The organism is Pseudomonas sp. AC112 (assembly GCF_979253545.1).
Map to the genome: position 1 here is coordinate 2740130 of NZ_CEEDCM010000001.1, position 20356 is coordinate 2760485.

At 61.5% G+C, this 20356-nt stretch carries 14 protein-coding genes; 2 read left to right on the plus strand and 12 right to left on the minus strand.

Translation table 11 applies throughout. The features are described 5' to 3' along the window. Nucleotides 1–201 precede the first annotated feature (201 nt). Nucleotides 202–939 (plus strand): substrate-binding periplasmic protein, encoded by a 738-nt coding sequence (locus AC0IYN_RS12670; RefSeq protein WP_471841633.1) that lies wholly within the window; start codon nt 202–204, stop codon nt 937–939. A gap of 87 nt (nt 940–1026) precedes the next feature. On the opposite strand, the gene yccS is transcribed toward AC0IYN_RS12670, so the two are convergent. From yccS to betI, 10 genes are all read right to left on the minus strand, one after another. Then, the gene (gene yccS, locus AC0IYN_RS12675) at nt 1027–3210 is read right to left on the minus strand and encodes a YccS family putative transporter (RefSeq protein ID WP_078050510.1); all 2184 of its coding nucleotides are present in this window, start codon (nt 3208–3210) and stop codon (nt 1027–1029) included. A gap of 206 nt (nt 3211–3416) precedes the next feature. Then, on the minus strand, nt 3417–4595 hold the full coding sequence (locus AC0IYN_RS12680) for a BaiN/RdsA family NAD(P)/FAD-dependent oxidoreductase (RefSeq protein ID WP_471841636.1): 1179 nt from the start codon (nt 4593–4595) through the stop codon (nt 3417–3419). Nucleotides 4596–4781: 186 nt separating this feature from the next. Next, nucleotides 4782–6119 carry an ATP-dependent RNA helicase DbpA gene (gene dbpA / locus AC0IYN_RS12685; protein ID WP_231999012.1) on the minus strand — a complete coding sequence of 446 codons (1338 nt, stop codon included), beginning with the start codon at nt 6117–6119 and terminating at the stop codon, nt 4782–4784. A 130-nt stretch (nt 6120–6249) separates the two neighbouring features. Further along, the gene (mdtD, locus tag AC0IYN_RS12690) at nt 6250–7677 is read right to left on the minus strand and encodes a multidrug transporter subunit MdtD (protein WP_078050508.1); all 1428 of its coding nucleotides are present in this window, start codon (nt 7675–7677) and stop codon (nt 6250–6252) included. 37 nt (nt 7678–7714) lie between these two features. Next, nucleotides 7715–8563: an alpha/beta fold hydrolase gene (locus AC0IYN_RS12695; protein ID WP_457240537.1), complete on the minus strand. Its 849-nt coding sequence runs from the start codon at nt 8561–8563 to the stop codon at nt 7715–7717. 286 nt (nt 8564–8849) lie between these two features. After that, entirely contained in the window at nt 8850–10166 is a 1317-nt protein-coding gene (locus AC0IYN_RS12700) for a TldD/PmbA family protein (RefSeq protein ID WP_471841638.1), read from the minus strand. Beyond that, nucleotides 10166–11608, minus strand: a complete 1443-nt coding sequence (locus AC0IYN_RS12705; RefSeq protein ID WP_457240390.1) for a TldD/PmbA family protein — start codon at nt 11606–11608, stop codon at nt 10166–10168. Before AC0IYN_RS12705 ends, AC0IYN_RS12700 begins: the two co-directional genes overlap by 1 nt. Before the next feature lie 189 nt (nt 11609–11797). Then, complete coding sequence (gene betA / locus AC0IYN_RS12710) at nt 11798–13492, minus strand: choline dehydrogenase (RefSeq protein WP_078050504.1); 1695 nt, start codon at nt 13490–13492, stop codon at nt 11798–11800. A 129-nt stretch (nt 13493–13621) separates the two neighbouring features. Beyond that, nucleotides 13622–15094 (minus strand): betaine-aldehyde dehydrogenase, encoded by a 1473-nt coding sequence (betB, locus tag AC0IYN_RS12715; protein WP_078050503.1) that lies wholly within the window; start codon nt 15092–15094, stop codon nt 13622–13624. Nucleotides 15095–15204: 110 nt separating this feature from the next. Beyond that, the gene (gene betI, locus AC0IYN_RS12720; RefSeq protein ID WP_028618243.1) at nt 15205–15798 is read right to left on the minus strand and encodes a transcriptional regulator BetI; all 594 of its coding nucleotides are present in this window, start codon (nt 15796–15798) and stop codon (nt 15205–15207) included. Between the two features lie 391 nt (nt 15799–16189). Between betI and AC0IYN_RS12725 the strand changes: the two genes are divergently transcribed. Further along, on the plus strand, nt 16190–18124 hold the full coding sequence (locus tag AC0IYN_RS12725; RefSeq protein ID WP_223204552.1) for a BCCT family transporter: 1935 nt from the start codon (nt 16190–16192) through the stop codon (nt 18122–18124). 167 nt (nt 18125–18291) lie between these two features. Here AC0IYN_RS12725 and choV read toward each other — a convergent pair whose 3' ends face one another. Both choV and choW read right to left on the minus strand, forming a co-directional pair. Further along, nucleotides 18292–19470, minus strand: a complete 1179-nt coding sequence (gene choV, locus AC0IYN_RS12730; RefSeq protein WP_028618241.1) for a choline ABC transporter ATP-binding protein — start codon at nt 19468–19470, stop codon at nt 18292–18294. After that, complete coding sequence (choW, locus tag AC0IYN_RS12735) at nt 19467–20312, minus strand: choline ABC transporter permease subunit (RefSeq protein WP_016972877.1); 846 nt, start codon at nt 20310–20312, stop codon at nt 19467–19469. Before choW ends, choV begins: the two co-directional genes overlap by 4 nt. Between the last annotated feature and the right edge of the window lie 44 nt (nt 20313–20356).

A 20356-nucleotide genomic window follows, 5' to 3' on the forward strand; every position in this document is an offset into this window, starting at 1 on the left:
GGCGTGTTCTCTTATAAATGTCTGTTCCCGATAGTAAGCGCAGCCGGCGGCGCTGTCTAAATCAGCTATTTTTGTGAGTGAAATCAATTTGCCATCATTGAGTGCGTTCGGCGCCGGTTTCTTTGTGTAATCTGAGCTACTGTTAGGACCTCGGGCCCCGCCTGAGCCAAGGCCACCGCCTGCCTGCCAAGGACTTTGAGCATGCCGCGATTGACTCGTGCCGTTGCTTTGATTGGAGTGTTGCTGCTGGCCCAGCCGGCATTCGCACAGCGTTTGCGCCTGGTAGCGGACGCCTGGCCACCCTTTACCGATGCGACCCTGATCAACGGCGGGCTGGCCACCGACATCGTCAGCACGGCCCTGGCCCGCGCCGGTTACGCCAGTGATTTCGAACAGGTGCCCTGGGCCCGGGCACTGATGGGCGTGGGCGACGGACGTTATGACGTGCTGGTCAACGCCTGGTACGACGATGCCCGCACCCAGTTGGGGCAGTTCTCTGGCGAATACCTGCTCAACCGCGTGCGCTTTCTCAAGCGTCGCGACGATCCCATCGAGTACCAGAACCTCGGGCAATTGCACGACTACCCCATCGCCGTGGTGCGCGGGTATGCCTATTCGGCGGCGTTCGATGGGGATGCGCAGTTGCAGAAGGTGCCGGTGCATAACTTCGCCATGGCCGTGCGCATGCTGGCGGCGCAGCGCGTGCGGCTGACCGTGGAAGATGAGTATGTGGCGCGCTATTACCTCTCGCGCGAGTCGGCCCGCGTGCGCAACGCGGTGGAGTTTTTACCCACGCCGTTGAGTGAAAATAGCCTGCATATCCTGGTAAGCCTGAAGAACCCCGAGCACGCGCAGATTGTTGCCAGCTTTGACCGGGAGATTGCGAAGATGAAGGCGGATGGCAGTTATGCGCGGTTGATGAAGCAGCATGGGATGTAGTGCGCTTGAGGGCCCTATCGCCGGCAAGCCGGCTCCTACCATTGGAATGCGTTCCCCTGTAGGTGCCGGCTTGCCGGCGATAACGGCCTAAGCCGCGCTGGTGTCCTTGATCAAGTGCGCCGCCAGCGTACGCAACGGCCCCAACTGCCGACAAATCAACGCCAACTGTGTCTGCACCAACCGTTGCCCCTCATCGATCTCGTCCGGCATCTGCTCCAGGTCCGCCGCCAGCGCTTCCTCGGCATCGCTCTGAATCGCAACCGGCTGCTTGTTGGCCAACCCCGTGGCGATTTCATCGATGCTCGCCGCCAGGGTATTTCCGGCGCCATCGATCAGGTGCTCGCGCACTTCGGCTGGCAATTGGGTCTCGCGGTGTGCGCCCAGCCCGGACAAATAACTGAGCAAGGTGTGCGACAGCACCAAGAAGCGGAAGCCCACGTCTGCTTCCTTACGGAAGTGCCCCGGCTCCATCAGCATGTTCGCCAGCGTGGTGGACAGCGCCGCATCGGCGTTGTGTGCGTTGCGTCGGGCCAGGCGGTAGGCCAGGTCGTCGCTCTTGCCGGCGGCGTATTGCTGCATGATCTGGCGCAGGTAAATGCTGTTGCAGCTCAGGGTATTGGCCAGCACTTTGTTCAGGCGACGGCCCTGCCAGTCGGGCAGGAACAGGAACACCGCCAGGCCTGCAATCAAGCTGCCGAGCAAGGTATCGAACAAGCGCGGCAGGAACAGTCCGTAGCCATCGCCGACCTGGTTGAAGCAGAACAGCACCATCAAGGTGATGGCGGCGGTGGCCAGGGTGTAGCGGGTGGTGCGGTTGATAAAGAACACCAGGCCGGCGGCGATAGCGAACATCGACTGCACCAAGGGGCTCGGGAACAGGTCGAACAGCGCCCAGGCCACGGTAAGGCCGATGGCGGTGCCGATGATCCGCTGGCCGAGCTTGCGTCGAGTGGCACCGTAGTTCGGTTGGCACACGAACAGCGTGGTGAGGATGATCCAGTAGCCCTGGGACGCATGGATCGCATGCAGCATGCCGTAGCCCACGGTCAGCGCCAGGGACAGGCGCAGCGCATGGCGGAACAGCAACGAGGTGGGCGTCATCTGCGTGCGCAGGCGCGTCCACATTTCCTTGAGGTTGCGCGGGGCGCGGTCCAGCAGGTTGCTGTCAGTGGCGTCCGCCAGGCTGTCGGGGTTGCTGGCGTCGCCGAGCAGGCGGTCCAGCGTGGACAGGTTGGCCGCCAGCGCGCGCAACGAGCGCAGCAGGCCGCGCCAGGCCGGGTTGCTCTGGATGCGCAGGTGTTCCAGGGAGGCGTTCAGGTCACCCAAGGCTTCGGCGAAGCTGTCGTCATAGATGAATGGCTGGCGCATCTGGATCGATTCGGCCAGGGTCTGGCAGGCCTTGCCCTGCTGGCGCAGCAGCCGTTGGCAGCGGAACAGCACGTCGCTGTGGAAGAAGGCCTCGGCCAGGGCGTTGTAGGGGTAGTGGGACGAGCTGGCGCGTTCGTGGATGTCCTGGGCCAGGAAGTACAGCTTCAGGTAGCGGCTGACTTTCGAACCGGGACGACCATTGCCTACACGGTGCAGGATGATTTCCTTCGCCGCATTCAGCGCTGCCACCACGCGGCCGTTCTGCTGGGCCAGTTCCAGGCGTCGTGCTTCCACATCCAGTTGGCGGATCGGTTCGAACAGCGACGACTTGAGCTTGAGGTAACGCCCCAGCTCGCGAAACAACCGTGCCAGGCTCTGTTGCACCGGCTGGTTGGAAAACAGCGCCTGCCACAGCACCGACAGTGCGCCGTACCAGGCGGCACCGGCCACCAGCAGCAGCGGTTCGTGCCAGAAGTCGGAAACGGCGCCGCCACGCTGGTCCACGCCGATCATGGTGTACACCGACAGGATCAGCGTCGCGGATGCAATCGCGCCATAACGTTCGCCCAAGGCGCCGAGCATGGTCAGGCAGAAGGTGGCCAGGGCCAGGGAGATCGCGAAGATCCACGGGTAAGGGAACAGCAGCTCCACCGACAGCGCGGCGATGCTGAAACACACCAGCGTCACCGCCAGGGCGTTGAGCCGGCCTTGCCAACTGTCATCGGTCTCGGCCAGGGCACTGGCGATAATCCCCAGGAACAACGGGATCAGCAGCGTCATTTCATCCTGATACCAGCACAGCGCCATGCTGCCGGTGAGGGCGATGAATACCCGAATGCTGTAGCTGAATTTATCCAGCGCCCACAGGCGCCGCATGGACTGCTTGAACGAGGTCGATGACATGAAGTCTGGAGTCTTCCGGGACGATGCCGTTAAATTGAGCCATCAGTGACGTCACGGCAAGCGTGGCAATCACATCTCATTGCATATTTTTGAGTGCCACCCCGAAACGAAAGTGGGAGCTGGCTTGCCTGCGATGGCGGCGATGAATTCACCCCCGCTATCGCAAGCAAGCCAGCTCCCACATTTTGACCGAGTACAGCCTTTTGTCAGGCGTATTGCGCGGCGGCATAGCCGGACGCCCACGCCCACTGGAAGTTGAAGCCGCCCAGGTGACCGGTCACATCCAGTACTTCACCGATAAAGTACAGGCCGGGGCTTTTCAGCGATTCCATGGTCTTGGAGGACACCTCCCGCGTGTCCACCCCACCCAGGGTCACCTCGGCGGTGCGATAGCCCTCGGTGCCCGCCGGCACCAATTGCCAACTGCCGAGTTTCTGCGCGATGTCGGCAATTTCAGCGTGGGTGTACTGCTTCATCGGCTTGGACACGAACCAGCTGTCTGCCAGCAGGTTGGCCATCTTCTTGGTGAAGATCTCGCCCAGCAGGGTTTTCAGCTCGCTGTTGGGGCGCTCGGCCTGTTGCTGTTGCAGCCAGCTGTGGGCGTCGTGGTCGGGTAGCAGGTTGATCTCCACCGTGTCGCCCGGTTCCCAGTACGAGGAAATCTGCAAAACCGCCGGCCCGCTCAGGCCGCGGTGGGTAAACAGGATGTTCTCGCGAAAGCTCTGGCCGTTGCAGCTGACCAGGCAATCCACCGACGTGCCCGACAACTCGCCGCACAAGTCCTTGAGCTGATCGGTGATGGTGAACGGTACCAGCCCGGCGCGCGTCGGCAGCAATTCGTGGCCGAATTGCTTGGCCACCTGATAACCAAAACCGGTGGCGCCCAGGGTCGGAATCGACAAGCCGCCCGTGGCGATCACCAAGGATTCGCAGCGCAGTTCACCCAAGGTGGTTTGCAGCTGATACCCGGCTTCCAGCCTGGCAATCTCCTGGACCGACGTGTCCAGGTTCAGGCTCACACCGACCTGGATGCACTCATCGAGCAGCATGCCCAGGATGTCGCTGGACTTGTTATCGCAGAACAGCTGGCCGAGTTTTTTCTCGTGGTAGGGCACGCCGTGCTTGGCTACCAGGCCGATGAAATCCCACTGGGTGTAGCGCGCCAGGGCGGATTTGCAGAAGTGTTCGTTATGCGAGAGGAAGTTGGCCGGCTCGGTGTACATATTGGTGAAGTTGCAGCGGCCACCGCCGGACATCAGGATCTTCTTGCCGGCCTTGTTGGCATGGTCGATCAACATCACCTTGCGCCCACGCCCGGCAGCGGTCAGTGCACACATCAAGCCTGCGGCGCCGGCGCCAATGATCACAACTTCGGTCGAGCGCACAGCTTTGTCCTCACAAAAACTTGATATGAAATGCAATTGAATGTGGGAGAGGGCTGTTGTGGTGAGCGGGCTTGCCCCGCGCTGGAGTGCGTAGCGCTCCCAAGATTTTGGGGCTGCTTCGCAACCCAGCGCGGGGCAAGCCCGCTCACCACAGCAAGCCACACACACACATTGGATCGCAGAGTGTTACAGGATGCGCACGCGCAACGAACGGCCCTTGATCTTGCCGTCGTTCAAGCGCTGCAACGCCTGTTTGGCGATCCCGCGCTCCACGGCCACGAAAGCCTGGAAGTCAAAGATCGCGATCTTGCCGACCTGGGCACCGGGAATGCCGGCGTCACCAGTCAGTGCGCCGAGGATGTCACCCGGGCGGACTTTATCTTTACGCCCGGCAGCGATGCACAGGGTGCTCATCTGTGGCAGCAACGGACCACCGCTTTGCGGCTTGAGGTTGTCCAGTTGGTCCCAGTTCAGCGGCGACTTCTGCAGTTGCTCAATGGCCTGGGCGCGGTGCGCTTCGGACGGGGCGACCAGGCTGATGGCAATCCCGGTCTCACCGGCGCGACCGGTACGGCCGACGCGGTGGATGTGGATTTCCGAGTCGCGGGCCAGTTCGACGTTGATCACCATGTCCAGCGAATCAATGTCCAAACCACGGGCGGCCACGTCGGTAGCGACCAGCACCGACGTACTGCGGTTGGCAAACATCGCCAACACCTGGTCTCGGTCGCGCTGTTCCAGGTCGCCATGCAGGCCGACGGCGGAGATGCCTTTGGACGTCAGGTGATCCACGGTTTCCTGCACTTGCTGCTTGGTAAAGCAGAAGGCCACGCAGGAGGCCGGGCGGAAATGCGCCAGGACCTTGGTCACCGCGTCCATGCGCTCTTCCGGCGAGATCTCGTAGAAACGCTGCTCGATCTGGTCATCGGAGTGGAAGGCTTCGGCCTTCACCTGCTGCGGCGCGCGCATGAATTTGGAAGCAAGCTGCTTGATGCTCACCGGGTAAGTGGCCGAGAACAGCAGGGTCTGGCGGCGTGGCGGGGTCTTGCTGATGATGTCTTCGATGGCGTCGTAGAAGCCCATGTCGAGCATGCGGTCGGCTTCGTCGAGGATCAGCGTGTTGAGCCCGTCCAGCACCAGCGAACCTTTGCGCAGGTGCTGCTGGATACGGCCTGGGGTGCCGACGATGACGTGGGCGCCGTGTTCCAGGGAGGCGATCTGCGGGCCGAGGGACACGCCGCCGCACAGGGTCAGTACCTTGATGTTGTCTTCGGCACGGGCCAGGCGACGGATTTCCTTGGCGACCTGGTCAGCCAGCTCACGGGTCGGGCACATCACCAGGGCCTGGCAGCCGAAGTAGCGCGGGTTGATCGGGTTCAACAGGCCGATGCCGAATGCAGCGGTCTTGCCGCTGCCGGTCTTGGCCTGGGCAATCAGGTCCAGCCCTTTGAGGATCACCGGCAAGCTTTGCGCCTGGATCTGCGTCATCTCGACATAACCCAGCGAGTCGAGGTTAGCCAGCATGGCGGCGGACAGGGGCAAAGTATTAAAAGCGGTGGCGATGGTAGTCACGGGACTGGCTCTGCAAAACAAAATGTCGCGCAGTGTACCAGTCTCGTGGGAATTTCCCCGCAAGTTCTAGACGAGAAGCCTGTTAATGCTCGATATCGTGCTCGCGGCTGACCACCCGTTTGCCGTCGGTTGGCGACAATTGCAAGAAGATCGCCGCCGCCAGCATCGCCATGATGCCTACCGTGAGGAAGGTCAGTTGGAACGCGCCGAGGACGCTTTCCACACCGTCATTGCCGGTTTCGGCAGTAAAACCGCCGAGCAATGCACCGGCACAGGCCACGCCCAGGCTGAGGGACAACTGCGCCACCACCGACAGCAAACTGTTGCCGCTGCTGGCCTGGGCGTCGTCGAGGTCGATCAGGGTGACGGTGTTCATTGCCGTGAATTGCAGGGAGTTGATCGCCCCCAGTACTGCCAGCATGCACAACAGCAGCGGGTAGGGCGTATGCTCGCTGACCAGGCCCATGCTGGCGAGCATGATGCCCAGCGCCAGGGTGTTGCCGGTGAGCACGACGCGGTAGCCGAGGCGTTCGATCAGCGTGCGGGCGATGGATTTGGCAAACATCGCCGCCGCTGCCAGGGGCAACATGCTCATGCCCGCTTCGGACGGCGAGTAACCCAGCGCTACCTGCAACAGCAGCGGTACCAGGAACGGCAAGGCGCCGCTGCCCAGCCGCGCGAACAGGTTGCCGAGAATGCCCACGGCAAAGGTGCGGGTCTTGAACAGCACCGGCGAGAACAGTGGGTTGTCGATGTGCCCGGCGCGCAGCCAGTACGCCGCCAGGCACGCCAGCCCGCCGAACAGCAGCAACATCACCCGCAGGTGTGGCAGGTGTAGTTCGCCCAGGCCTTCCATGGCGATGGTGATCAGCACCATCGCCGCGCCAAACAATAGAAAGCCGATGCCATCAAAGCGCGTGCGTTCGCTGCCGCGCAGGTCGGGGATCAGTTTCCACACGGCATAACAACCGACCATGCCCACCGGCAGGTTGATCAGGAAGATCCAGTGCCAGGTCAGGTATTGCACCATCCAGCCGCCCATGGTCGGGCCGAGCAATGGGCCAAGCAGGCCGGGGATGGTGATGAAGCCCATGATGCGCACCAGTTCGGAGCGCGGATACGCGCGCAGCACCACTAGCCGCCCGACCGGCAGCATCAGCGCACCGCCCAGGCCTTGGATCACCCGAGCGCCCACCAACATGGTCAAGCTGCTGGACAGCGCGCACAGCAGTGAGCCAATGCTGAACAGCATGATTGCGCCAAAGAAGATTTTCTTGGTGCCGAAGCGGTCGGCGATCCAGCCCGACGCCGGGATCAGCAAGGCGACGGTGAGCATGTAGGCGATCACCACCCCTTGCATGCGCAGCGGGTTTTCCGCGAGGTCCCGGGCCATGGCCGGCAATGCCGTGTTGAGGATCGTCCCGTCCAGCGACTGCATGAAGAAGGCTATCGCGACCACCCAGGGGAGCCAGCGGGCGGTCTTGGCATCGAGCGGGACGCGGTTCGGCATGGAAACCCTTTTTGGTTAGCAGGCTATGTGTTGGCGATTATGCGCCATTCGTCGCGCGTTTTCCCACCAGGAAATCCAGCAGTTCACGGTGCACCGCCACGGCGGCTTCGTTGGATTCAAGGTCGAGCAAGTGGCCAGTATGTTCAGCCACAGCAAAACTGCTGCGCCCCACGTATTGCTTGAACAACTGCGCCTCGGCGGCGGGGGTGTATTCGTCCAGGGCGCCGTTGAGGAAGTGCACCGGCGTTTCAATCTGCCGCAGTGCCGGCAGGTAGTTGCCATCGCCCAAGGCCAACACTTGGTGGATATGAAAACGCGCCTGGCGGTATTCGGTGGTGGCCATGGTCGACAGGTGCCGGTGGTTGTTGCGCTTGAGCCGGGGCGACAAATACTTGCCCACGGTTTCATTGAGCAAGTGGCCGACGGCAGACTTGTCATCGGCCTCGATCAATACGCGCACGCGTTCCACATAGTCGAGCATGGCTTGGTTGAGGTTGGGCGCGAGGGCCATCACCACTGAGCTTTCGATGGAGGGTGGGTTGTGCGCCAGGGTCAGCAACGTGGAGATGCCTCCCCAGGAGGCCGACACCAGATGGTTGACCTGGAAGCGCTCGACCAGGGCGCGCAGCATTTGCACCTCGTCGTCCTTGGTCACCAGGTCGAGGTCAGTGTTGTGTTCGCGGGAATAGCCGGAGAACGGCAGGTCGAACAGCAACACATTGAAGTGCTCGGCCAGGCATTTGCTGGTGCGGGCGAAGGAGCGTGTGGTGGACAGCGCACCGTTGACCATCAGGACGGTCTTTTTTTCCGAATCGTTTCCCAGCTGCTCAACATGAACGTTGTAGTGCTTGAACAGCTTTTCAATGACAAAACTTCCATGGTTCATGTCAACGCTCCAGCTTGCCCTTCCCGGGCAAGGTCGTGCTCTCGTGGGTGAGGGTGGCGGGATGCCACTAACCCTTATAACGAGGTTTTTTAAGCGCGACAACTGAGCACGCTGGAGCAAGCGTGAGATGGGATTTGACGGTAGGAAGGATTGAGTCGAGGTGTCGGAAGTAACCGCAAGACAGTTTGGGAGCGGGCTTGCTCGCGAAGGCGGAGCGCCAGCCACCGGATAAGTTGACTGATACGCCGCCTTCGCGAGCAAGCCCGCTCCCACAAGGGTTTTGTATTTACAAGGTTAAGGTCAGGCGTTTGACCAAGGCCCCTGGCAGCAGGTTGGAGGCGGTGTTGCGCTGGCTGTAGGTGCTGGCGGACAGCAGCAGCTCCCGATCAGCGGTCAGGGCTTCCAACTGCGCGCCGAGCAGGTTGTAGACGCTGTCATCAAAGCGCATGGTGCTGACCGGCGCCTTGATCTCGCCATCCTCCACCCAGAAGGTGGCAAAGCGCGTCATGCCGGTCAGGCGCGCCGCCGGCAGGTCGGAGTAGTTCAGGTACCACAGGTTGCTGATGTACAGCCCGGTGCCCAACTGCTTGAGGATATCGGCCTGGGCCAGGCTGCCCGCCGCCATTTGCAAGGCGCTGGGCGATTCATCGCTGCTTGCGCCGTTAGTGCTCAAACCATATTCAGCCGCGCTGCGCGAGTTGATCAATTGGCCGTCGGCTTGCCCCGCCTTGATCAGCGTGACGTCGCCGCGCGGGTAACCTTCGGTGGAAAACGCCTGGCTCAGGGAGCCGCTGATCTGTTCCGCTACTGTCACCAGCGGGCTCAGGGACTGTTCACCGGCATACAGCTTTTGCAGCGAACTGCCCTTGCTGGCGATGGCCTGGGCGGAAAACCCGCCCCAGGTGATGATGCTGATGATTTCTTCAATCGCCGCCGGGGCGAGGTAGGCGCGATAGTGTCCGGGGGCCAGCTTGTGCAGTGGACGGCCGAGGAATTCAAGCTGCTCGCGGGCCTGTTGGAAGCGCGCGGCAAACTCGGCGCTGTCCCAAGTGTGCCCGGCGTAGCTGGCCTTTACCGCTTCGCCATTGGCGTGGAACAGACTGAAGTCGAAGTTGAAGCTATTGGCCTGGTGCCAGCCGAAGGCGCCCGATGAACTGGCAAAGCCCCGGCTGATGGGGCCGGCCGCATAAAAGCCGACCAGGTCCACGCCTTGGGCGGCCCGGCTGATGTCTTCCAATACCTGGGCCAGTTCCGGCAGCGGGCGGGTTTGTTCGTTGTTGCTTTGCCAGGCGTTGTGGTTCAGCAGCAGGTACGGGTCTTGTGGCAGCAGCGGCAGGGTTTCGCGCAACTGTTGCAGGCCATCGGCCAAACGCTGGCGGTCCAGCGCGGGCTCGCCGGCAAGGGTGATGCCGAGGTCGGCGTGGCGGCCATCATTGATCAGTTTCAGGTTGAGGCTGGCCTGTTGCACCTGGCCCGCCTGGCGCACCTTGGCGTGATTGAAGCGCACGAATTCGGACGCTTCATCCGCATAGCCGAGGTGGAATTGTTCATTCTCGGTGATGGCGTGTTTGAGCCACTCCACCAATGCCTTGAAGTTGTTCATCAGGCGTCTCCCCCAAATACGTCGACATCACTGAATACGCAGGCCGGCGACGCATGGCCGACGCGAATCACCTGGTTGGGTTCGCCTTTGCCGCAGTTCGGCGTGCCCAGGACCTTGAAGGTGCTGGCGTCACCGACCGCGCTGAGGTTGCGCCAGAAGTTGGCAGAAATGGCGCGGTAGTTAGGGTTCTTCACCACACCTTTGAGCTCGCCGTTCTCGATCAATTGACCCCATTCGCAGCCGAACTGGAATTTGTTGCGCGCGTCGTCGATGGACCATGAGCGGTTGGTCGACATCAGGATGCCGCTTTCAATACCGCCGATCAGTTGTGCCAGGCTCTTGTCGCCCGCTTCGATGTTCAGGTTGGCCATGCGGTCGATGGGCGCACGGTTCCAACTGCTGGCCCGGCTATTGGCCACGCCGCTCATACCCGAACGGAATTGCGACAGCGCACCGCCCAGCGGTTTGAGCAGCAACCCTTCGCGGATCAGGAACTGCTTGCTGGCGGGCGTGCCGTCGTCGTCATGGCTGTAGCTGGCGAGTTGCTCTGGGATGTCCGGGTCGAACGTCACGTTAAGCAACTTGGAGCCATAGTGCAGATGGCCGAAGTCGCTGGCCTTCACAAAACTGGTGCCGGCGTAATTGCGCTCGTCACCCAGGATGCGGTCCAGCTCCAGCGGGTGGCCGATGGATTCGTGGATCTGCAGGATCATCTGGTCAGGCATCAGCAACAGGTCGCGCGGGCCATTGGGGGTGTTGGGCGCGAGCAGCAGTTGCAGGGCTTCGTCGGCAATGCGTGGCGCTGCGCCGACCAGGCCGAAGCGGCTGATCACATCAAAGCCGCCTTGCTGGCCAAAGTTGCTGCCGCCCAGGGTGCGGCTCTGGCTGTCGTTGCCATCGTAGGCCGTGACATTGACGCCGGGGAACACGAAGCGCTGGGCCTGGCGCAACTCGGCGCCGGCGTTGTTGAGATAGATCTGCTCGACATGGGTCAGGCCGAGGCTGACTTCCCAGCTCACCAGGCGCTCGTCCTTGGGCACCGCGGCGGATTCGTCGCCCAGCAATTGGTAGCAGTCGCTCAGGGACGGGAATGGCTGATTGAGTGCGGGGGACAGGTAGTCCGCCACATCGCTGGAGACATGCTGGTCGCGCAGGTCGAGCAGGGCGTGGGGCTTGATCAACCGGGCTTGCTGTTCGGCGCGCTCAAGGGCGGCTTGCAGGCCAGGCAGGGAAATGTCGTTGGTCGCCGCGTAGGCTTCCACACCGTTGAGACGCACGGTGAGCATGGCGCCTTCGTCGTGGTTCAGGTGCGGTGGTTCAGCGACGTTTTTGCGTACGGCCAGGTACTGGCCGGATTCGCGTACGTAGCGCAGCGAGAAGAATTCGGCGCGGGTGCGCAGGGCACTGAAGTGTTTTTTGAGTGTGGCGTGGTGGTCGAACATGGGGCCTTCCTTGTGGGCGGCTCGTCGCGGGCAGGCAAACAGAGTAGCTGATCAAGGAGGGGTTTTGCATTGGCCGGTCGGTCCTCATCGCGGGCAAGCCCGGCTCCCACAGGTGATCACGTTGTTCAGGCGAACTCGATCAACTGTGGGAGCTGGCTTGCCTGCGATACAGGCAACGCGGTATTTCAGTTACTGCGCAATTTCACGCATCGGCTTGCCACGCACCGGCGCATCGCCGGCCACATAGTAGTCGGCGGTGCTGCGCGGCAGCGGCTGGCGGCCACGGATCTTGTCGGCGATTTTCTCGGCGATCATGATCGTCGGCGCGTTCAGGTTACCGGTGGTGATGATCGGCATGATCGACGCATCGACCACGCGCAGACCCTGCATGCCATGCACGCGGCCTTCGCCATCGACGACAGCCATTTCGTCGGTGCCCATCTTGCACGAGCAGGACGGGTGGAACGCGGTTTCGGCGTGCTCGCGGATGAACTTGTCGAGCTGCTCATCGGTTTGCACGTCGATGCCTGGGCTGATTTCGCGGCCACGGTACTGGTCGAGTGCCGGCTGCTGCATGATTTCACGGGTCAGGCGGATGCCGTCGCGGAATTCCTGCCAGTCCTGCTCGGTGGCCATGTAGTTGAAGAGGATGCTCGGGTAGTCCCGTGGGTTCTTCGACTTCAATTGCACGCGGCCACGGCTTGGCGAACGCATGGAGCCCATGTGCGCCTGGAAGCCGTGCTCTTTCACACCGTTGCTGCCGTTGTAGTTAATCGCGACCGGCAGGAAGTGGTACTGGATGTTCGGCCATTCGAATTCTTCACGGGTACGGATGAAGCCGCCCGCTTCGAACTGGTTGCTGGCGCCAATGCCGGTGCCGTTGAACAGCCACTCGGCGCCGATCGCCGGTTGGTTGTACCAGAGCAGCGACGGGTACAGCGACACGGGCTGAGTGCACGCATATTGCAGGTACAGCTCAAGGTGGTCCTGCAGGTTTTCGCCGACGCCTGGCAGGTCATGGACCACCGGGATGTCGAGGCTTTCCAGCAGCTTGGCCGGGCCGACACCGGAGCGTTGCAGCAGTTGTGGCGACGCGATTGCGCCGCTGCACACCAGCACTTCCTTGCGCGCGCGGGCTTCAACGCGCTCTTCGGCAGCGCCGATCAGGTAACGCACGCCAACGGCGCGCTTGCCTTCGAACAACACCTTGTCGGTGAGGGCGTGGGTGACGATGGTCAGCGTGGAGCGCTTCTTGGCGGTATCCAGGTAACCGCGTGCGGTGCTGGCGCGACGGCCGTTCGGCGTGACGGTACGGTCCATCGGGCCGAAGCCTTCTTGCTGGTAGCCGTTCAAGTCTTCGGTACGCGGGTAACCGGCCTGCACGCCGGCTTCGACCATGGCGTGGAACAGTGGGTTATTGCCGGCTTTCGGCGTGGTCACGCTGACCGGGCCATCGCCACCGTGCCAATCGTTCGGGCCGATGTCGCGGGTTTCGGCCTTGCGGAAATAGGGTAGGCAGTCGAGGTAGGTCCAGTTTTCCAGGCCTGGCAGTTTCGCCCAGTTGTCGTAGTCCATGGCGTTGCCACGGATGTAGCACATGCCGTTGATCAGCGAGGAACCGCCCAGGCCCTTGCCGCGACCGCACTCCATGCGACGGCCGTCCATGTGTGGCTCTGGATCGGTCTCGTACGCCCAGTTGTAGCGGCGACCCTGCAGCGGGAAGGCCAGGGCGGCTGGCATCTGGGTACGGAAGTCCAGACGGTAGTCCGGGCCGCCGGCTTCCAGCAGCAGGACGGTGACGCCTTCGTCTTCGGTCAGACGGGTCGCCAGGGTGTTACCGGCAGAGCCGGCACCCACAATGATGTAATCGTATTCTTGGGACATTGGATGCACCCTCTTTGAAGTTGGTCAGGTCAGGCGAGGGCGTTGCCCTCGATCGCCGGCAAGCCAGCTCCTACAGGTCATGCGCAAGCCTTGTAGGAGCCCGCTTGCGGGCGATTGGCGGCGCCGCGGTTAGAACACCGAGGCGTAGTCGCCCAGCTCAACCTGTACCGATTTGATGCGGGTGAAGTTGTTCAGCGAGCTGATGCCGTTCTCACGGCCAACACCGGATTGCTTATAGCCACCGACCGGCATCTTCGCGTCGGATTCGCCCCAGGCGTTGATCCAGCAGATACCCGCTTCCAGCTGATGAATCACGCGGTGGGCGCGGTTCAGGTCCTTGGTCACCAGGCCAGCGGCCAGGCCGAAGTCGGTGTCGTTGGCGCGACGGATCACTTCTTCTTCGGTTTCGTAGGTGAGGATGCTCATGACTGGGCCGAAGATTTCTTCACGGACGATGGTCATCTCGTCGGTGCAGTCGGTGAACACGGTCGGGGCCACGAAAGCGCCTTTGGCGAATTCGCCGTCGGTCAGGCGGTCGCCGCCGCACAGTACGCGTGCGCCTTCTTCCTTGCCTTTGGCGATGTAGCCCAGCACGCTTTCCATGTGGGCGAAGCTGACCAGCGGGCCGAAGTTGGTGTTGTCGTCTTGCGGGCTGCCCACACGAATGCGCGCCACGCGCTCAACGATCTTGGCTTCGAACGCCGCTTGCAGGTGCTTGGGCACAAACACGCGAGTGCCGTTGGTGCAGACCTGGCCGGAGCTGTAGAAGTTGGCCATCATCGCGATGTCGGCCGCACGATCCAGGTCGGCGTCTTCAAACACGATCAGCGGCGACTTGCCGCCCAGTTCCATGGTCACTTCTTTGAGCGAAGAGCTGGAAGCGCTGGCCATGACTTTCTTGCCAGTGTCGGTGCCGCCGGTGAACGAGACTTTCTCGATGCGCGGGTGCTCGGTCAGCCAGGTGCCGACTTCACGGCCGCTGCCGGTCAGCACGTTGAAAACGCCCGCCGGAACGCCGGCTTCGGTGTAGATCTCAGCCAGTTTCAGGGTGGTCAGCGAGGTGACTTCGCTTGGCTTGAAGATCATTGCGTTACCCGCAGCCAGGGCCGGTGCGGATTTCCACAGGGCGATCTGGATCGGGTAGTTCCACGCGCCGATACCGGCGACCACGCCCAGCGGCTCGCGGCGGGTGTAGACGAACGAGGTGTCACGCAGCGGGATCTGCTCGCCTTCGATGGCGGGCACCAGGCCTGCGTAGTATTCCAGCACGTCGGCGCCGGTGACGATGTCGACGTATTTGGTTTCGGAGAAGGCTTTGCCGGTGTCCAGGGTTTCCAGGGCGGCCAACTCGTCGTTGCGCTCGCGCAGGATGTCGACGGCACGACGCAGGATACGCGAACGCTCCATGGCGGTCATCGCGGCCCAGATTTTCTGGCCCTTTTCGGCGCTGACCACGGCGCGTTCAACGTCTTCTTTCGTCGCGCGTTGCACTTGGGCGAGAACTTCACCGTTAGCCGGGTTGATGGCTTCGAAGGTGGCATCGCTGCCAGCGTCGCTGTAGCCGCCGTCAATGTAGAGTTTTTGCAGTTCGAAACGGGCCATAAAGTCCTCGCAAGTGCATAAGTGGTTGGCGTTAACCGCCGAACAGTGAGCCATAAGGGTCTGGCAACACTGATCAACAGCAGTTCAGGGGTTGAGCGGTTATGTGTGCTCTAACTCACCTGCTTGGCCAATTGGAAATCCATGTATTCGTAAGCGATCCGTTGCGCTTGCGCCGTGTCGAAAGCGTCTCCCGACAGGGCGCCGCGCAACCACAAACCGTCGATCAGGGCCGCCAGGCCTCGGGCTGCTTTGCGTGCGTGCGGCAGCGGCAGCACTCGGCGGAACTGGCAGCACAGGTTGGAATACAGACGTTGATCGTTGATCCGCTGCAACCTGTGCAATGACGGGTGGTGCATGCTGGTGGCCCAGAAGGCCAGCCAGGTTTTCATTGCCGGGCCGTTGACCTGGCTGGCATCGAAGTTGCCCTCGATGATCACCTGAAGGTGCGCCCGTGGGCTGTCATCCTTCAGTGCGAGCCTGCGTTCGTGGACGTTCTCGATCAGCACATTCATCAAGTACCGCATCGTCGCGGCGATCAGGCCGTTCTTGTCCTGAAAGTAGTGACTGATGATGCCGTTCGAGACGCCGGCCAAACGGGCGATCAGCGCAATGCTGGCATCTCCCATTCCGACCTGATCGATGGCCGTCAGCGTGGCTTCGATCAATTGCTGGCGGCGTATGGGTTGCATACCGACCTTGGGCATGTAGCACCTCTCCTTAGGCCTGCCGATGGGCGATCAACGTCCGTCGGCTTGATGGCCAGTCTATTTTGTTTTGATTGAACGTTCAATCAACAAAGAATAAGATCTGCGACAAATGGTCGCTGCCTACAGGTATTTCCTACGTGCAAGCCGCGACATCTGACACCTGCAAAAACCCTTGAAACAGGCCGTATCAGGGCCTGGGCGTCGCTTTGGCGAGGCTCAAGAATTTTCGGGGTGTCTTTATAACACCCGTCCGTCGACTGCCGAAAAATCGATGTCCCGGGATAACCGTTGCCTTGTGTTTCTCTCTCGCACTGCCCGGAGCATCTGCGCCATGAGTTCTGCCTCTCTTATAAAGACCCCGCCAGAAAAGGTGCGGGTCAACGGTTGGGTGTTCTACACCTCCACCGCGTTGATTCTGTTGTTGACTGCCATCCTGATCATCGCCCCGCAGGAGGCCGGGCGCATGCTCGGTGTCGCCCAGGCGTGGCTGTCGAAAAGCTTCGGCTGGTACTACATGGTGGTCATCGCCGCCTACCTGGTGTTTGTGGTCGGCCTGGCGTTTTCCTCCTACGGCAAATTGAAACTGGGCAGCAAGGACGACACCCCGGACTTCAGCTACGGCGCCTGGGCCGGCATGTTGTTCTCGTCGGGCATTGGCATTTCGCTGCTGTACTTCGGCGCTTCCGAGCCGCTGGACCACTACTTCAACCCGCCCGAAGGCGCAGCCGCCAGCAATGGCGCCGCACGCCAGGCGCTGCAACTGACCTTCCTGCACTGGGGCCTGCACGGCTGGGCGATCTATGCCCTGGTCGGCCTGGCCGTGGCGTACTTCGCGTATCGCCATAACCAGCCGCTGGCCTTGCGTTCGGCGTTGTACCCGCTGGTGGGCGAGCGCTGGGTGAAAGGCGCGGCCGGCCACGCAGTGGACGGTTTCGGCATGTTCGTGACCCTGCTGGGCCTGGTGACGAACCTGGGGATTGGTTCGATGCAGGTGTCGTCCGGGTTGGAAAACCTGTTCGGCATGCAGCACAGCAACACCAACCTGCTGATCGTGATCATCGTGATGAGCACCGTGGCGACCATCGCCGCCGTGTCGGGCGTGGAGAACGGCATCCGCCGCCTGTCCAACCTCAACATCGTGTTGTTCAGCGGCCTGCTGATCTTCGTGCTGCTGTTCGGCCCGACCTTGCACTTGCTCAACGGTCTGGTGCAGAACACCGGTGACTACCTCAACGGCATCATCCTGAAAACCTTCGACCTCTACGTGTACGAAGGCGACGCCGACAAAACCGAACGCTGGATGGGCCTGTGGACCCTGTTCTACTGGGCCTGGTGGATTTCCTGGGCACCATTCGTGGGCATGTTCATCGCGCGTATTTCCCGTGGTCGCACGGTGCGTGAACTGGTGGCCGGCGTGCTGCTGATCCCGCTGGGCTTTACCCTGGCGTGGCTGTCGATCTTCGGTAACTCGGCCCTGGACCTGGTGCTGAACCACGGTGCGGTGGAGTTGGGCAAGACGGCGCTGGAACAGCCCTCGATGGCAATCTACCAGTTGCTTGAGCATTACCCGGCGTCGAAAATCGTCATCGGTGTGTCGATTTTCGTGGGCTTCGTGCTGTTCCTGACCCCGGCGGATTCCGGCGCGGTGATGATGGCCAACCTGTCGTGCAAAGGCGGCAACGTGGACGAAGATGCGCCGCACTGGTTGCGGATCTTCTGGTCGGCGGTGATCACCCTGGTGACCATCGGCCTGCTGTTCGCCGGCAACTTCGAAGCCATGCAGACCATGGTGGTGCTGGCCGGGCTGCCGTTCTCGGTGGTGTTGATCTTCTTCATGTTCGGCTTGCACAAAGCCATGCGCCAGGATGTGGCGATCGAACAGGAGCAGGCGCAATTGGCCGAGCGTGGCCGCCGTGGTTTCAGCGAGCGTTTGACCGCGCTGGACCTGCAACCGAGCCAAGGCACTGTGCAGCGTTTTATGGACAAGCACGTCACCCCGGCGCTGGAAGAAGCGGCGACTGCATTGCGTGAACAGGGGTTGGAAGTGCAGACCCTGCTGGGTAAATCCAAGCGTTGCATCGGTGTGCGCATTGAGATGGAAGAGGGCAACCCGTTTGTCTACGAAGTGAGCCTGGATGCTTACTCGTCGGCACCGAGCGACCTGCCCGAGGAAGAGCGCACCCGTTACTACCGTGCCGAGGTTTACCTGCACAACGGGCCTCAGGAATACGACCTGATGGGCTTCGCCCAGGAACAGATCACCCGGGACGTGCTCGATCAGTTTGAAAGCCATCGGCAGCTCCTTGGCCGTGTCTATAGCTGATAGTTGAAGCGAGCGGCGCCGTCACTGGCGCCGTTTTTTTATGTTGTACGTAGATCAAAATGTGGGAGCGGGCTTGCTCGCGAATGCGGTGTATCAGTGGCAGATGGGCTGTCTGACACACCGCATTCGCGAGCAAGCCCGCTCCCACATTTGCTTTGCGGTGTGGCTTACCCCAGGTTTTTGCCCAGCAGGGCGTGGTACAACTCGCTGTCTCCGAGAATCCCCACCACCTGGTTGTTGTCATGCAACACCAGCTTGTTCCCGGTGTGATAACGGATCTGCAACGCATCACGCATGCCGATGTTCGAGTCCACCAGCGTCGGCACTCGGCCCAAACCTTCCACCGCTTGCCCCGGTGCCCAGTTCTGCAAATTCATCACCGCGCCATTCTGGCGGGCGCCCTTGATGGTGTTGCCTTCGGCCAGGTCCAGCCACGAGTCGCCGCCGGGGTCCAGGCACACTGAACCGTTGACGCGCTTGCAGTTGTCCAGGGTGCGCATCAGGCTACGGCCGCACAGTACGTTCAGCGGGTTGGTATGCGCGACGAAGGTGCGCACATAGTCGTCCGCCGGGTTCAGCACGATCTCTTCCGGTACGCTGTACTGGATGATCTTGCCGTCTTTCATGATCGCGATACGGCTGCCTAGTTTGAGGGCCTCATCTAGGTCGTGGCTCACGAACACGATGGTCTTGCTCAGCTTGCGTTGCAGCTCCAGCAGTTCATCCTGCAGGCCCTGGCGGATCAACGGGTCGAGGGCGGAGAAGGGTTCGTCCATTAGCAGGATATCGGCGTCCATCGCCAACGCGCGGGCCAGGCCGACGCGCTGTTGCATGCCGCCGGAGAGTTCGTCCGGCTTCTTGTTGCGCCATTGGGTCAGGCCCACGAGTTCGAGCTTTTCGTCCACCAGCTTGCGTCGGTCTTTCTCCGGGCGGCCCTGCATTTCCAGGCCGAAGCTGATGTTCTCGCGCACTGTCAGCCAGGGCATCAGGGCGAACTTCTGGAACACCATGGCGATGCGTTTGGTGCGCATCATTTTCAGCTCGGCCGGCGTGCAGGACGCGATGTCGATCTGGCGACCTTCATGCTCCACGAACAGTTGGCCACGGCTCACGGTGTTGAGGCCATTGATGCAGCGCAGCAAGCTGGATTTGCCTGAGCCCGAGAGGCCCATCAGCACGCAGATTTCGCCTTTCTCGATATCCAGGCTGGCTTTTTCCACGCCGACAATCTGCCCGGTCTTTTTCAGGATCTCGTTACGGCTCATGCCCTGGTCCAGCAGCTTGAGCGCTTCGCGTGGGTCTTTGGAGAAGATCACGTCGACTTTGTCGAATCGGATAATGCTCATGCATCACCCCCTACTTTAGCGTCGGGTTGTTTGCAGATGCGGTCGAGCATGATGGCCAGCAGCACGATCGCCAGGCCGGCTTCAAAGCCCAGGGCGATGTCGGCGGTGTTCAGCGCGTTGACCACGGGTTTGCCGAGGCCATCGGCGCCCACCAGGGCCGCGATCACCACCATCGACAACGACAGCATGATGCATTGGGTAATGCCGGCGGCAATGCTCGGCATGGCGTGGGGCAGTTCAATGCGCGAGAGCAACTGACGGCGCGAGCAGCCAAAGGCCTTGCCGGCGTCCATCAACTCTTGCGGTACATCGCGGATACCCAGGTAGGTCAGACGGATCGGCGCGGCAATCGCGAACACCACCGTGGAAATCAGCCCAGGCACCACACCCAGCCCGAAGAGGGTCAGGGTAGGGATGAGGTAGACGAAGGTCGGTACGGTCTGCATCAGATCGAGCACCGGCCGCATCATGGTGTAGAACAACGGTTTGTGCGCGGCAACAATGCCCAGCGGCACACCGATGACCACGCAGACCAGGGTGGCGAACAACACCTGCGCGAGGGTTTCCATGGTTTCCTGCCAGTACCCCAGGTTGAGGATCAGCAGGAAGGAGGCGATGACAAAAACAGTCAGTCCCCATTTGCGTTGGATAAAGTGAGCCAGCAGCGCAATCAGACCGATCAATGCCAGCGGATTGAACCAGGTCAGCGCGAACGTCACGCCGTGGATCATCGTTTCCAGTGTCGATGCGATTGCGTCGAAGTAGTTGGCGCCGTGTTGGGTCAACCATTCGACGAAGGCAGCGATGTACTGGCCTAGTGGGATTTTCTGTTCAGTCAGCATGGTAGTGAATGTCCACATGCGAAGGGGAAAACATCCCAGGCCAG

Excerpts from the sequence above, each read along its gene's own strand:
- AC0IYN_RS12670 (WP_471841633.1), top strand. The coding sequence starts at position 202 with ATGCCGCGATTGACTCGTGCCGTTGCTTTGATTGGAGTGTTGCTGCTG.
- yccS (WP_078050510.1), bottom strand. The coding sequence starts at position 3,210 with ATGTCATCGACCTCGTTCAAGCAGTCCATGCGGCGCCTGTGGGCGCTG.
- dbpA (WP_231999012.1), bottom strand. The coding sequence starts at position 6,119 with ATGCTGGCTAACCTCGACTCGCTGGGTTATGTCGAGATGACGCAGATC.
- mdtD (WP_078050508.1), bottom strand. The coding sequence starts at position 7,677 with ATGCCGAACCGCGTCCCGCTCGATGCCAAGACCGCCCGCTGGCTCCCC.
- AC0IYN_RS12695 (WP_457240537.1), bottom strand. The coding sequence starts at position 8,563 with ATGAACCATGGAAGTTTTGTCATTGAAAAGCTGTTCAAGCACTACAAC.
- AC0IYN_RS12700 (WP_471841638.1), bottom strand. The coding sequence starts at position 10,166 with ATGAACAACTTCAAGGCATTGGTGGAGTGGCTCAAACACGCCATCACC.
- AC0IYN_RS12705 (WP_457240390.1), bottom strand. The coding sequence starts at position 11,608 with ATGTTCGACCACCACGCCACACTCAAAAAACACTTCAGTGCCCTGCGC.
- betA (WP_078050504.1), bottom strand. The coding sequence starts at position 13,492 with ATGTCCCAAGAATACGATTACATCATTGTGGGTGCCGGCTCTGCCGGT.
- betB (WP_078050503.1), bottom strand. The coding sequence starts at position 15,094 with ATGGCCCGTTTCGAACTGCAAAAACTCTACATTGACGGCGGCTACAGC.
- betI (WP_028618243.1), bottom strand. The coding sequence starts at position 15,798 with ATGCCCAAGGTCGGTATGCAACCCATACGCCGCCAGCAATTGATCGAA.
- choV (WP_028618241.1), bottom strand. The coding sequence starts at position 19,470 with ATGAGCATTATCCGATTCGACAAAGTCGACGTGATCTTCTCCAAAGAC.
- choW (WP_016972877.1), bottom strand. The coding sequence starts at position 20,312 with ATGCTGACTGAACAGAAAATCCCACTAGGCCAGTACATCGCTGCCTTC.